The organism is Novosphingobium beihaiense (assembly GCF_022832375.1).
Classification (GTDB): domain Bacteria; phylum Pseudomonadota; class Alphaproteobacteria; order Sphingomonadales; family Sphingomonadaceae; genus Novosphingobium; species Novosphingobium beihaiensis.
This window is the reverse complement of record NZ_JALHLG010000003.1, coordinates 342,664-356,461: the sequence shown is the minus strand read 5'-3', so window position 1 is coordinate 356,461 and position 13,798 is coordinate 342,664. Positions and strand designations below refer to the sequence as shown.

At 66.3% G+C, this 13,798-nt stretch carries 12 protein-coding genes; 6 read left to right on the top strand and 6 right to left on the bottom strand.

The window, feature by feature from the left end:
• Positions 1 to 18: 18 nt before the first annotated feature.
• A complete protein-coding gene (locus MTR66_RS02935; RefSeq protein ID WP_243917743.1) occupies positions 19 to 675 on the bottom strand; it encodes a GntR family transcriptional regulator in 657 nt (218 codons plus the stop codon).
• Between the two features lie 291 nt (positions 676 to 966).
• Between MTR66_RS02935 and MTR66_RS02930 the strand changes: the two genes are divergently transcribed.
• The 5 genes from MTR66_RS02930 to MTR66_RS02910 all read left to right on the top strand — a co-directional run bounded on the left by MTR66_RS02930 (position 967) and on the right by MTR66_RS02910 (position 8,235).
• Positions 967 to 2,187: an NAD(P)/FAD-dependent oxidoreductase gene (locus MTR66_RS02930; protein ID WP_243917741.1), complete on the top strand. Its 1,221-nt coding sequence runs from the start codon at positions 967 to 969 to the stop codon at positions 2,185 to 2,187.
• Positions 2,188 to 2,209: 22 nt separating this feature from the next.
• Positions 2,210 to 3,745 (top strand): S10 family peptidase, encoded by a 1,536-nt coding sequence (locus tag MTR66_RS02925; RefSeq protein WP_243917739.1) that lies wholly within the window; start codon positions 2,210 to 2,212, stop codon positions 3,743 to 3,745.
• Positions 3,746 to 3,980: 235 nt separating this feature from the next.
• Entirely contained in the window at positions 3,981 to 4,631 is a 651-nt protein-coding gene (locus MTR66_RS02920) for a (2Fe-2S)-binding protein (RefSeq protein ID WP_327194473.1), read from the top strand.
• 1 nt (position 4,632) lies between these two features.
• Positions 4,633 to 6,885, top strand: a complete 2,253-nt coding sequence (locus MTR66_RS02915) for a xanthine dehydrogenase family protein molybdopterin-binding subunit (RefSeq protein ID WP_243917737.1) — start codon at positions 4,633 to 4,635, stop codon at positions 6,883 to 6,885.
• Between the two features lie 18 nt (positions 6,886 to 6,903).
• On the top strand, positions 6,904 to 8,235 hold the full coding sequence (locus MTR66_RS02910) for a c-type cytochrome (RefSeq protein ID WP_243917735.1): 1,332 nt from the start codon (positions 6,904 to 6,906) through the stop codon (positions 8,233 to 8,235).
• A gap of 20 nt (positions 8,236 to 8,255) precedes the next feature.
• Here the strand turns inward: MTR66_RS02910 and MTR66_RS02905 are convergent, their stop codons facing one another.
• Positions 8,256 to 9,026, bottom strand: coding sequence for an SDR family NAD(P)-dependent oxidoreductase (locus MTR66_RS02905; RefSeq protein WP_243917733.1), 771 nt, complete (start codon positions 9,024 to 9,026; stop codon positions 8,256 to 8,258).
• 180 nt (positions 9,027 to 9,206) lie between these two features.
• Between MTR66_RS02905 and MTR66_RS02900 the strand changes: the two genes are divergently transcribed.
• Positions 9,207 to 10,409 (top strand): MFS transporter, encoded by a 1,203-nt coding sequence (locus MTR66_RS02900; protein ID WP_243917731.1) that lies wholly within the window; start codon positions 9,207 to 9,209, stop codon positions 10,407 to 10,409.
• Positions 10,410 to 10,411: 2 nt separating this feature from the next.
• On the opposite strand, the gene MTR66_RS02895 is transcribed toward MTR66_RS02900, so the two are convergent.
• The 4 genes from MTR66_RS02895 to MTR66_RS02880 all read right to left on the bottom strand — a co-directional run bounded on the left by MTR66_RS02895 (position 10,412) and on the right by MTR66_RS02880 (position 13,708).
• Entirely contained in the window at positions 10,412 to 11,797 is a 1,386-nt protein-coding gene (locus tag MTR66_RS02895) for an MFS transporter (RefSeq protein WP_243917729.1), read from the bottom strand.
• Positions 11,798 to 11,814: 17 nt separating this feature from the next.
• Entirely contained in the window at positions 11,815 to 12,564 is a 750-nt protein-coding gene (locus MTR66_RS02890; RefSeq protein WP_243917727.1) for a carboxymuconolactone decarboxylase family protein, read from the bottom strand.
• A 121-nt stretch (positions 12,565 to 12,685) separates the two neighbouring features.
• Positions 12,686 to 12,919: a tautomerase family protein gene (locus MTR66_RS02885; RefSeq protein WP_243917725.1), complete on the bottom strand. Its 234-nt coding sequence runs from the start codon at positions 12,917 to 12,919 to the stop codon at positions 12,686 to 12,688.
• A gap of 21 nt (positions 12,920 to 12,940) precedes the next feature.
• Positions 12,941 to 13,708, bottom strand: coding sequence for an SDR family NAD(P)-dependent oxidoreductase (locus tag MTR66_RS02880; protein WP_243917723.1), 768 nt, complete (start codon positions 13,706 to 13,708; stop codon positions 12,941 to 12,943).
• Positions 13,709 to 13,798: the final 90 nt, after the last annotated feature.

Here is a 13,798-nt window from a genome sequence, read left to right as displayed (position 1 = left end):
CCTTGGTCATTGAGTGCGTCAGCCGGTCAGGCTGGCGGCGAAATGGGCGCGAAGATCTTCGAGCGTATTGGCGATGTGCTTGGCGAGCAGGGTCTGCAGCTTCGCCTCGTCCCGGGCGAGCCAGGCGTCGAGAATCTCGCGGTGTTCGGTATGGGCGCGGTTGCCGCGCCCGGCAGGCTCCAGATGGGCGATGACGTAGCGTTCGGCGAGCACTTCCAGCCGCTCGACAAGCTGCGTCGTCAGCAGGCGGCCGCCGGGGCGCACCAGAGCGACGTGGAATTCGCGGTTGCGCAGGGCGACATCGCTGAGGTTGCTTTCGGCGGCCAGATCGAGCCGTTCGAGGGCTTCCTCCGCGGCTTTCTGGTCATCCTCGCTGGCGTGGAGGCAACCGAAGGCGGCCGCGTCCGGTTCGATGGCGAGGCGCAAGTGATAGATCTCCTCGGCCTGATCGGCCGAGAGGGGGCGGACGAACCAGCCGCGATTGGCCTGGCTGGACAGCAGGCCTTCGTGTTCCAGACGGGCGAGGGCTTCGCGCAGCGGGATCTTGCTCACGCCCAGCTCCGCCGCGAGCGCATCCTGCCGGACCGGTTCCATGACCGGAAGCTTGCCCTCGATGATCCTTTCTCGGATGATTTCGAAAATGCGCTCCGCAAGAGTGCGAACGACGATTGTCACGGCTTTGTCTCCATACAGCCCGAACAGGCGGAGATGTCCGCCTCTATTCTACTGTATAAAGTAGATATGCTGCCGCTGATCTGCAATCGCCAAGGCCGATCAACTTGCGGAAAGGCCCCTTTCGAAGCGGTGGCTCCTGCTGCCGGAAATACGCGCGCGGCCGCTCCGGCCAGATCATGCCTGGCGGTGGGGTCGGGAAGGGCGGCGCAGTACATCGCGGATCAAGCCTTGCGTGGAAGATGAATCGTATATATCGTATACGATAATCGAACGGATGCAACGGAGTTTTTGATGAAGCGTGTAGCAGTCGCCGGAGGCGGCGTGACCGGATTGTGCTGCGCGCTGGAACTGCTCGACGCCGGGCATGGCGTGACGCTGATCGACAACGATCCCGACGGGCTCGCGGCGTCGTGGGGTAATGCCGGTCATATCGCGGCCGAGCAAGTCGAACCGCTGGCTTCGGTGAAGACTCTCCGCAGTTTTCCGCAACGTCTGTTCCTGCGCGGGGGCGCGCTGGCGCTGCCGCCGTCGGGTATTTCGGCCTGGCTGCCTTTCAGCCTGCGCCTGATCGCCGCGTCGCGCCCGGCGCGGTTCCGCAAGGGCGCCGATGCCCTGCGCGCGCTGCTGGGCGCGGCGATGCCGGCATGGCTCGATCTGGCGGCGCGGGTGGAAGCCGAGGATCTGGTGCGCCAGGACGGGCATCTGGTCGCGTGGATGGACGGGCAGGCGGCCCGCAAGGGCACGGCGGCATGGATCGCCGGCGATACCGGAAGCGTTGAGGTGAGCCCGGCCACGGCGGGCGATCTGGAGGTGCTCGGCAGGCTGTGCGGCCGGCCGGTGGGCGGCGCGGCCCGGTTTGCCGGCAGCGGCCAGATCGCCGATCTCGGGGCGCTGCGTCTGGCCCTGCGCACCGCCGTCGAGGCGCGCGGCGGTGAGATCGTGGCTGGTGAGGCCGTGGTTCGCGGCACGGGCGGGAAAGCACAGGTCGAAGGCGTGGAGGCCGATGCGGTCGTCGTCTGCGCGGGCGTGCGGTCCGGGGGGATCATGGCCGGGCTGGGCCACAAGGTGCCGATCGTTGCCGAGCGCGGATACCATATCCGCGCCGAGGCGCCGCTCTGGCCGGAAGACCTGCCGCCGGTGGCCTTCGAGGAACGTGCGACGATCGTCACCCGCTTCCGCGATTGCGTGCAGGCTGCGAGCTTCGTGGAATTCAGCCATGCCGATGCCCCGCCCGATCCGCGCAAGTGGGAACGGCTGGAGCGTCACGTGGCGGAGCTGGGATTGCCGGTGAAAGGACCGTTCCGGCGCTGGATGGGCTGCCGCCCGACGCTGCCGGACTATCTCCCCGCCATCGGCCGTTCGCAGCGGCTGGGCAATCTCTTCTACGCGTTCGGCCACCAGCACCTCGGCCTGACGCTGGCGCCGGTGACGGGCGGGCTGATCCGGGCGCTGGTGACGGGGGAAGAACCGGCGATGCCGGTCGCGCCGTTTGATGTGGAGCGCTTCGCATAAGGTGCAGCAAGGGGGCTTGCAGATGGTGGAATGGAAAAGGGGCGCGCTGGCCCTGTTGGCGGTGGCTTCGCTGGTGGCACTTCCCGCCGCGCAGGCGGCGGAAACGGCGCCTGCCGGGAAGGCCGAAGCGGTCGAAACCGAAACCGGCAAGGTGCACCGCATCACGGTGGACGGACAGACCATCAGCTACCGCGCCAGGGCGGGCACGCTGATCATCCGCGACGATGCGGGCCAGCCCAGGGCGAGCATGTTCTATGTCGCCTATACCCGCGAAGGGGCTGCGGCAAAGAACCGGCCGGTGACTTTCCTGACCAACGGCGGGCCGGGCTCGGCGAGCCTCTGGCTCAACGTCGGCGGGTTCGGCCCGGTGCGCGCGCCGACGCAGACGCCCCGCGCCACGCCACCCGCGCCTTACCGCGAGCAGGAGAACCTCTTCACGCTGCTCGGCCATTCGGATCTGGTGTTCCTCGATGCCATCGGGACGGGCTATTCGCGCACGATTGGCGATACGCCGGTCAATGCCTATTGGGGCGTCGATCAGGATATCGATGCCTTCGCGCGCGGCATCACCCGCTACATCGCGAAGTTCGACCGCTGGAACTCCCCCCGTTTCCTGCTCGGCGAATCCTATGGGACGACGCGTTCGGCGGGGCTGGTCTACAAGCTCCAGAACCAGGGGCTGGATTTCAACGGCGTCGTCCTGCTCTCCACTTTGCTGAACTTCGGCACGGGCTTTCAGGGCAGCGATATCGATGCGATCAATCTCGTGCCCACGCTGGCGGCTACGGCGTGGTATCACCAGCGCTCGGCCAGTCATCCCGCCGATCTGGACACCTATCTGGAACAGGCGCGGGACTTCGCTTTCGGCCCTTACGCCTCCGCGCTGCTGAAGGGGGACAGGCTTTCCCCGGATGAGGAAGACAGCGTTGCGCGCCAGCTCAGCGGGTTCACCGGGCTTTCCGTGGACTTCCTGAAGAAGAACAAGCTGCGCGTAGGCATGGAACAGTACCGCAACGAACTGCTGGCCGGCAAAGGGATCGTGATCGGGCGTTTCGATACGCGCTTTACCGCGCCCGCATCCTATGCCTCCGGTGATGGCACGTTCGATCCGGCGACCAACGATGCCGCGACCGCAGGCGTCACGAGCGCGCATCTTTCGCTGTTCCGCCAGCATCTGGTGCGGGACATCGGTTATATCAGCGAACGGCATTACCGCCCGCTCTACAACGCGGTGATCGAGCCCCAGTGGGACAACCGGCACAAGGCGCCGGGCATCGATCAGCCCCTGCCTTTTGCCAACACCGGCCTGGACCTTGCTGGAGCCTTGCAGCGCAATCCCCACCTCAAGGTGCTGATCATGGGCGGTGTCTACGATCTGGCGACGCCTTATGCCGGCGCGGAATACGACATCTCGCAGCTCTATCTGACGCCGAACTTGCGCAGAAATGTGCGCTTTTCCCACTATCGCTCCGGCCACATGACTTATGTCGATGACACGGCTTTGGCGAAGATGAAAGCCGATCTGGACAGGTTCTACGGCTGGGCTCTGCAGCGCTAAGAGGCGCTGCGGCCGCTGCCGGGCTGGCTGGGTTGATGAGCCGTGCTCATTTAAACGATGAGTGATATTGCTCTTGCTCATTGCCTTGCACAGGTTCTACCTCTGAGAATGCGCCGGATATTGGTCGCAGGAGGATATCTCCGAAGTCCGGCGTGCAGGGCAGAATGATTTCCGCGTTCGATGTCAAAAGGGGGGCATCGCGGCCTGCACAACTCTTTGGAAAGGTGATGCAGCGATGCAGCTTCGGATCAATGGCGAATCTCGCGAAGTGGATGCGGATGGCGATACGCCGCTGCTCTGGGTGATCCGGGACGATCTGGGCATGACGGGCACGAAGTATGGCTGCGGCCTTGCCCAGTGCGGTGCCTGTTCGGTGATGGTGGACGGCGTGATTACCCGCTCCTGCGTGACTCCGGTGGAAAGCGTGGCGGACAGCGCGATCACCACGATCGAGGCGATCGAGCAGGACGCGGTGGGCAAGCGCGTGGTGGAAGCCTGGGTCAAGCATCAGGTTCCCCAGTGCGGCTATTGCCAGTCCGGGCAGGTCATGGCGGCCACGGCTCTGCTCAAGGAAAATGCCAGCCCTTCAGCGGAAGACGTGCACGCGGCCATGGTCAACTTGTGCCGCTGCGGAACCTATAACGCGATCGAGGCAGCGATGATGGATCTGGCCGGGATCGAGAACACTGCGCCGGAAAGCGAAGCTGCTGGCGGCGGCGAAGGCGGCTTGGGCGCAGGCACGATCGCGGCAGGCGTTGCCGTTGCGGCAGGCGCGGCCGTGGCAGGCGGTGCGCTGGTGCGGCGTTCCAGAAAAGCCAAGGCGGCCGGTCAGGAGACCAGCCCGGAAGCCCGGCCGGAAACCCGTAACGAAGAGGAGGGCGCCTGACATGAACGCTCCGGCCGACTTTCACCGCTTTCCCGCTGGCGAGCCCACCAACATTTCCCGCCGCCGCTTCCTGCTGGGATCGGCGGGCGTTGCCACCGGCGCGCTCGTTCTGGGCTTTGGCATTCCGCTAGGCGCGCCGCGCGCGCTGGCGCAGGCCGCCCCGGCTTCTCCGGATGCGGCATCGCGGGTTCCGGCTTTCATCGAGATCCGGCCCGACGATACCGTGCGCTTCCTCAGCCCGTTCATGGAAGGCGGGCAGGGCGTCTTCACGGCCATGGCGCAGATCGTGGCCGAAGAACTCGACATCGATCCTTCGGTCTTCGTGGTCGAGGCCGCGCCTGCGGGCAAGGTCTTCCAGGTCATGATCGGCGGCATGCGGATTACTGGCGGCAGCATGTCGGTGCGCCTGACCTATGATTTCATGCGCCGCCTTGGCGCTTCGGCACGCGCCATGCTGATAGAGGCCGCCGCGCGGCGGCTGGGCGTGGCCGCCGGTACGCTGACGACCGAGCCGGGCAAGGTGATCCACAAGGCCTCGGGCCGCTCGCTGCGCTATGGCGAACTGGCCTCGGGCGCGCTGGATCTGCCGGTGCCCGATGCTTCGGCGCTGAAGCTGCGCGATCCCAAGCAGTTCCGCTGGATCGGCAAGCCCGTCGCCCGGCTGGACATGCACGAAAAGTCCACCGGCAAGGCGGTCTATGCCATCGACTGCAAGGTGGAGAACATGCTCCACGCCGCTGTGCAGCATGCGCCGCGTCTGGGAATGACGGTGGGTGCGATCCGCAATGAGGATCTGGTCAAGGCGATGAAGGGCGTGCATTCGGTGCATCGTCTCGATGGCGCCGTGGCGGTGCTGGCCGAGCGCTGGTGGCATGCCAAGCGCGCGGTGGAAGCGCTGTCGGTCGATTGGCAGGAGCCTGCGGCGGATTCGGACGGGCGCAACATGCCTGTCGATTTCGGCAGCGATGCGTTCGTGAAAAGCCTTGCCGCGACCACCGGGGACGGTGAAGAGGCCGAGAGCGAGGGCGATTTCGCAAAGGCGTTCGAAGAGGCGAGCCAGACGGTCGAGGCGACGTATCACAGCCAGTACCTCCATCACGCCCAGCTTGAGCCGCCTTCGGCACTGGCCCGGTTCAATCCGGACGGCACGCTGGAACTGTGGATGCCCAACCAGGCGCCGGAGATGTTCCAGGGGCAGATTGCCGAGCTGACCGGCCTCGATCCTTCGCAAGTGATCATCAACAGCCCGCTGCTGGGGGGCTTCTTCGGGCGCCATTTCCTCTATCCGGCGGGCAATCCCTATCCGCAGGCGATTGCACTGGCCAAGGCCTCGGGCCGTCCCGTCAAGCTGATCTGGAGCCGCGAGGAGGAATTCCTGCGCGATCCGCTGCGTCCGGCCGCCGCCGTGCGGTTCCGCGCGGGACTTGATGCGGAAGGCATGCCGGTTGCCTTCGAAGCGATCAGCGCCACCGAAGGGCCGGGCGAAGGCATTGCCAACAAGCGCGGCAAGGGCATTGACGAGAGCGCGGTGGAGGGGCTGACCAAGAAGGCCTATGCCATCCCCAACCGCCGCATCGCGCAGCAGTTCGTGAAGACTCCGGCCACGCTGGCCTACTGGCGTTCGGTTGGCAATTCGATGAACGATTTCCTTTACGAGACGTTTCTCGACGAAGTGGCGGACAAGGGCGGGATCGACCCCTACGGCCTGCGTCTGCGGCTGCTGCATGGCAACGAACGGCTGACCAATCTGCTGAACGCAGTGGGCGAACTGTCCGGCGGCTGGAAGCGCGGGCCCTATACCGCCGCTGATGGCACGCGCCGCGCGCGCGGCATCGGCATGGCCTCCCCGTTCGGCAGCGAGGCGGCGGCGATTGCCGAAGTCTCGATCCGCGAGGGGCAGGTCGTGGTGCACGACGTGTGGGAAGCGATCGACCCGGGCAGCATCGTCAATCCCGCGATTGTCGAGGCGCAGGTCAACTCCGCTGCAGCGCTGGGCCTTTCGCAAGTGCTGATGGAAGAGGCTGTCTACGAAAAGGGCGAGCCGGTGGCGCGCAATTACGATCTCTACCAGATCCTGCGGCCGGACCAGATGCCGCGCGTCCATGTGAAGATCGTCGAGAGCGGCGCCAAGATGGGCGGTATCGGCGAACCGCCGCTGCCCGCCGTGCCGCCCGCGGTGGCCAATGCGGTTTCGGCGCTCACCGGCCAGCGCGTGCGCTCGATGCCGCTTTCGCGCCTGAAGTTCGACAGCTAAGCGGGAATGGGAAAGCCGTTGAAGAAAACGCTCAAGGTTCTGCTGCCCGCAGCGGTCATCGTTGCCGGTGCGGTTGTCTGGGTTGCCAGCCGGACGCCAGCCTCGCCATTCGACGGGGAGGCTTCGCCAGCGCTTTCCCAGGCACTCGTCAAGCGCGGGGAAAGCGTGGCGCGCGCGGCGGACTGCGTCGCCTGCCACGGCCTGCCCGGGAAGGCGCCCTTCACCGGCGGGCTGGAGATGGCAACGCCGATGGGCTCCATCTTCGCGCCCAACATCACGCCGGACAAGGACACCGGCATCGGCGCCTATAGCCTCGCCGATTTCGACCGCGCCGTGCGTTCGGGCGTGGCGCCGGACGGGCACAGGCTCTATCCGGCCATGCCCTATCCCTCGTACACCAAGCTGAGCGACGATGACGTGCGCGCGCTCTATGCCTTCTTCATGAAGGGCGTTCCGGCGGCGCGGCAGGAAAACCGCAAGAGCGAGATTCCCTGGCCGCTCAACATGCGCTGGCCGCTGGCCTTGTGGAACCTCGCTTTCACCGAACCGGGCCGGTATCAGGACAAGCCCGGACATGACGCGCTGTGGAACCGGGGGGCCTACCTCGTGCAGGGCGCGGGCCACTGCGGCAGCTGCCATACGCCGCGCGGCATGGCGATGAACGAGAAGGCGCTGGATGAAAGCAGCCCGCGCTATCTGGCGGGCGCCGTGCTCGACGGCTGGTATGCCCCCAGCCTGCGCGCTGATCCCAACACGGGCCTCGGCCGCTGGAGCGAGGCGGAGATTCTCCAGTTCCTCAAGACCGGGCGGAACCGCCACGCCGTCGTCTATGGTTCGATGACGGAAGCCTTCAACAACTCGCTCCAGTTCATGAGCGACGAGGATCTGCGCGCCATGGCGCATTACCTGAAGTCGCTGCCGGGCGATCCGGACCGGGATGGCACGCCGTGGCAGGCGGGCGAGACCCCGGCCGACATGGCCGCCAGCGCGGGCGCGCAGACCTACCGTGCCAAGTGCAGCTATTGCCACGGCAGGGATGGGCGCGGGCAGGCTCCGTGGATTCCGCCGCTTGCCGGTGCAGCCTCATCGCTGGCCGAAGGCGGTGCGGTGTCGGGCATCAATGCCACGCTGAACGGTTCGGGCCGGGTGGTGGCGCAGGGCGTGCCCGACGCTTACCGCATGCCGTCCTACCGTCACCAGCTTTCCGACCGGGAGATCGCCGATCTGCTCACGTTCGTGCGCGGGGCCTGGGGCAATCACGGCGGTGCGGTTTCGCAAGGCGATGTGGCGGACTTGCGCAAGCGCACCGATCCGGCCAGTGCCGATCCCATCGTCCTGCAGATGCACTGAGCGGCACGGTCACTGCACGGTCACTGTGGCAGCGGGATGCCGGTGATTGTCTCCAGGTATTCCAGCAGGCGCGTCTGCGCGGCCTTGTCATAGGCGGCCGGGCAGGCACGAAGCTGGCGCATGTTGTGGAAGTAGCCGCCCGTAACAGCGGCTTCGGGCGCGTCGCTGGCGGCCAGCCAGACTTGCGTCCTTGCTCCGTCATCGAGCGTGCCGGGCGCGCTGGAGCCGCCCATCCTGGTGGCAATCCAGCCCGGATCGACGGCGTTGACCAGCGTGCCGGGCCAGCGCTCCGCCAGCGCGATGGCCAGGATCGTGTCGTGGAGCTTGCTGTCGCTGTAGGCTTGCACCCCGTTCCAGCGGCGCTTCTCCCACATCGGGTCCGACAGATCGGGATTTCCGCCTGCGTGCATCTCCGAACTGAGATAGATCAGCCGCTGCGGGCGCGGTGTCAGCGCCGTCAGCACGAAAGGCGCCACCACGTTCACGGCAAAGATCCGCTGAAAGCCGTCCGCGGTGATGGAAGGCCCGCCGCCATAGCCGATCCCAACATTGTGGATGACGGCATCGAACGGGCCCAGAGCGGCGATCTCCCCGGCCAGCGCCTTCATTCCGGCAAGCGTGGAGACATCCGCCGATACCACCGTCTCGCAGCCGGGCAGAGCGGCCTTGGCATCACCGGCACGCTCTTCGTTGCGGGCGTGAAGGACAACGCCATGTCCTTGCGCCAGAAGCTGCCGTCCGGCTTCCAGTCCCAGTCCGTCCGAAGAACCCGTGATGAGGATGCGTGCCATGTCAAAGTCCTTCCATGGTTCGGGATGCAACGAACAAGGCGGCCCATCCGTTGCATGAAATCTGCTCAACGCGGCATCGCACAGACAGGGAATGACTGGCGGCGCCATGATCTTTTATGGGCCATGCCATAATCGCGGGCTCGCCTCGCGCCGAATACCCCTGCTTGATGGAGCCGATACGTGACGGAACCTGCGATCTCAGAGAAATATGGCACCGTTGCGGCCGGAGAAGGTCCGGCCGGAAATGGCTGGAGTGCCGTTTTTGCCCTGACGCTGTGCGTTTCGACCCTGATTGCTTCGGAATTCATGCCGGTCAGCATTCTGACCCCGATCGCCTCCAGCCTGAAGCTTACCGAAGGCGCGGCGGGGCAGGCGATTTCGGTGTCCGGCCTCTTCGCCGTGCTGACCAGCCTCGCCATCGCGACAGTGGCCCGGGGGATCGACCGGCGGGTGCTGCTGCTGGGGCTGACGCTGCTGATGATGCTTTCCGGCGCGATGGTCTCGCTGGCGCCCAATTTCCTTGTGCTGATGGCGGGGAGGGCTTTGCTGGGCGTCGTGATCGGCGGATTCTGGTCGATGTCGGCGGCAACGGTGATGCGGCTGGTGCCCGAAGAGGATGTGCCCAAGGCGCTGGCCATGCTCAATGGCGGCAATGCGCTGGCGACCACGATTGCTGCGCCGCTGGGGGCCTTTCTGGGCCAGTATATCGGCTGGCGCGGGGCGTTCTTCGTGGTGGTGCCGCTCGCGGCGGTCACGTTCGTGTGGCAATGGCTGACTTTGCCCTCGATGCCGCCTCTTCGCAGCGGGCAGAGTGCGAGCGCGCTGGGCGTCTTGCGCAAGCCGGTGGCGCGGATCGGCATGGTGGCTGTGGCCCTGCTGTTCGCGGGCCAATTCGGGCTGTTCACTTATGTGCGGCCGTTTCTGGAGGATGTGACGCGGCTTAGCGTTTCGATGCTGTCGTTCGTGCTGCTGCTGATGGGGCTGGCAGGGCTGGCGGGGACATGGCTGATCGGGCGCATGGTTGCGCGCAGTCTCTCGGCGGTTCTGGTGCTGGCGCCTTTCGCGATGGTGGCGATTGCCATCGGGCTGGTGCTGGCCGGAACGCTGGCGCTGCCCACGGCCATACTGCTGACCTTGTGGGGTCTCATCGGCACGGCGGTTCCGGTGGCCTGGTGGACCTGGCTGGCGCGCCGCCTGCCCGAAGATGCCGAGGCCGGCGGCGGGCTGATGGTCGCGGTGATCCAGATGGCGATCACGCTGGGTGCGGCGGGCGGCGGTCTGCTGTTCGATGCTGCGGGATATCAGGCGACTTTCCTGGCCAGCGCAGGCCTGCTTGCCGCATCGGGGCTGTTCGGCCTGTGGGATGCCCGCCGCGCCGGGTGAGCCTATCGGCTTCGTCCCGCAAGGATCACGCAAACGGCGCCCAGCAGGGACAGCAAGGCCGATACGATAACCGCAAGGTTCCAGCCGTCCAGCACGTTGTCCGGACCCGCATGGGCCACCAGCAAGGCGGCCAGTGTCAGCCCTGCTGCGGAGCCGAGGTAGCGCGCGGTATTGTTCGCGCCGCTGCCCATCGCGGCGCGCTCGGGCGGCACGCTGGCGATGGCCTGCTGGCCCAGCGCCGCGTTCAGCAGGCCGTTGGCGATCCCCGCGAGCAGCATTCCCGGGAGGAAATGCAGGTAGCTGCCGTCCGGCCCGGTAAAACCGGTAGCGGCCTGTCCGATCGCGCAGGCGAGCAGCCCGCCGACGATCACGCGCGGCGGGGTAGCCCAGCCGGGTAAGCGCTTGGCAAGCAGCGCGGCAATGGCCGTCATCGCGGACCAGGCCAGGAGCACGAAGGCTCCCACGACCGGAGACGTTCCATAGGCGCGGTGCAGGATGGTGGGCACCAGAGACATGATGGCCAGCACGCCCGTTCCGGAAAAGAACGCGCCCAGGATCGCGCCGGTAAAGTCTCCGCGCCGGAATAGGGCAAGGTCGAGCATCGGCTGGCGTTTGCGGTACTCGATGGCGATGAAGGCTGCCAGAAGCAGGATACCTGCGATAGCAAGGCCGAAGACCAGCGGCCGGGTCCAGTCCGCGCGGGCCTCGGTCATGCCCGCCAGGACAGCGGCCATGCCGGTGCCCAGCGTCAGCGTGCCGGACAGATCCAGCGGCCTTGCCTGATCGGCCCGGGATTCGGGCAGGAACCGCGTGCCCGCGATGGCGAGCGCGGCGGCGAGGATAGCCTCTACGCCATAGACGGAGCGCCAGCCTGCAAGGCCGTCTATCACTGCGGCAAGGATCGGTCCGATCGCGACGCCCGCGCCGAGCGCGGTGGCCCACATGGCCGTGGCGTGCGTCCGCTGGGCCGGTTCGGGAAACACTTTCGCCAGCAGGCCCAGCCCGCAGGCCATCACCGCCGCGCCGCCGATCCCCTGCACCACACGCAGCAGGACGAGCGCCGCCGTCCCCGTAACCAGCATGCCGCCTGCCAGAGACAGGGCCATGAGCGCCAGCCCGGCGTTGAATACCCGGCGCCTGCCATAGTCATCGCCCAATGCGCCGCCAGGCAGCAGCCCGATCGCACAGCCCAGCGGCATGGCGCTGAGAATCCAGGCAAGCCCGCCCGCGTTCGAGCCCAACGCGGCGCTGGTACTGCCCAGCGTCGTCAGCGGGATCGTGAAGACAGCCAGCACCAGCGCCGTTGCCAGGGATACGACTGTCAGCGCCGCCGATGTGCTCAGGGGGGCTTGCGGGGAAAGGGCGGTCGTATCCGGCAGGGTGTTCATCGCGGGCGGGCTCGCTCTTACTTGTCCAGCTTGCCGAGGGCGTTCGCGCCGGAGAAAGCCTTGGGCCATCCGGCATAGAACGCGATATGGGCCATGGCCTCACCCAACTGTTCGCGCGTAAGGCCATTGGCGATGCCGTGCTGCAGGTGGAAACCGAGCTGGTCGGCATCGCCGTTCGCCGTCAGCGCCACGATAGTGACAAGGCTGCGGTCACGCGGTGTAAGGTCCGGCCGGCGCCACAGGTCGTCGAACAGGACGCCATTGGTAAGCTGCGCCAGCGAGGGGGAGATCGGGCCCATGTTCTTTTCGACGGCGGCGGCGCGCGGAGCATCGTTTTCGGGCGGGGGCAGCAGCGCGCTTTCGGCGGACTGCAGTTCAGATGCGGGAATACCGCGCTCGCGGAAGACCTTGTCCGCCACTTCCACGGCCGAAACGGCATTGGGCCACCCGCTGTAGAATGCCAGATGGGTGATGAGCCCGCCGATTTTTGCAGGCGTCACCCCGTTGTCGAGCGCGAGGGCAAGGTGCGTGGGCAGTTGCTGGCTCTTGCCGGTGGAGACCAGCACGGCAACGGTGATCAGGCTGCGATCGCGTGGCGTCAGGCCGGGGCGTTTCCATACGTCGCCGAACAGCGTGTCCTTGGTGTATTCGGCCAGCGCGGGGGCGGCGTGCTTCATCGCTTCGGGCGGGCTGGGTTCGGCCGCCTGCGCACCGGCGGACAGGGGAAGGGCGGCGGCTGCCGCGGCGGTGAGGATTGTCTTGGTCATGAATCGCTCCCGGAATTGTTCGATGAACAGGATAACCGGCTGGCCGCGTTCCGGCTGCCATCTTGCCGATGAGAATTATCGCACGGCATGCTGAGGGCAGCTCAGCATGCCGTGCTTCGGTTCAGGCCAGCGGGCCGTAGCCGGGCCGCTTGAACAGCTTGTCTTCCTTCTGCTGGATGTCGGGGCCATAGACTTTCGACATCCATTGCGAGGGCGAAACGTCCTCGATGGCGATCGACACCGATTCCGGGCCATAGCCCAGTGTTTCGCGCACGGCGGCGGTGATCCGGTCAGTCAGGGCCTGCTTTTCGGCGTCGCTGCGGCCGGAGTACATCTTCACACTGACATGGGGCATGGGATTTCTCCTGCTATCGGTTTACCGCGCGACGTAGCCGCCATCGACGGGCAGGATCTGGCCGGCCACAAAGCTGGCCGCCGGGCTGCTCAGCCACAGCACGGCTGCCGCGACCTCTTCCGGCTTGCCGAGGCGCCGGATCGGCACGTCGCGCATCATCTCTTCGATCACACCGGCCTCGCGTTCCTTGATCTCTGCGACCATCGGCGTGTCGATGATGCCCGGAGCCACGGCGTTGATGCGGATGCCTTGCTCTGCATATTCGATTCCGGCGGTGCGGGTGAGGCCGTGCACGCCATGCTTGGCGGCATGATAGGCCGAGCGCCCGGGCACGCCGACGAAACCGCCGAGCGAGGAGCAGTTGACGATCGCGCCGCTGCCCTGCTTGCGCATCTGCTGCAGTTCGTACTTCATGCAGAGGAACACGCCGCGCAGGTTGATGCCGGTCATGCGGTCGTAGTCAGCCACTTCGATATCGGCCAGCTCGGTCACATCGGCTTGGATACCGGCGTTGTTGAAGGCCATGTCGAGGCTGCCGAATGCCTCGACGGTGCGTTCCACGGCGCTCTTTACCTGAGCGTCTTCGGAAACGTCGCAACGGATGGCCAGGACCTTGTGACCGGCGGCGGCGAGTGTTTCGGCAGCTCTGCTGGCTGCTTCCCCGTTGGCATCCACGAGTGCTACGGCGGCGCCTGCTTCGGCAAAGGCGGTGGCGGCAGCGAGGCCCATTCCGGACGCGGCGCCGGTGACGAAGGCCACTTTGCCGCTGTAATCGTATGTCGGGTTCATTGTGCGCTCCACTTGCTGGACGGCTTGTTTCAGCCTCTCGCGAGGATTTCGTCTGCAAGGGAAGATAGGCGCATGATGCGGGCGTGATTA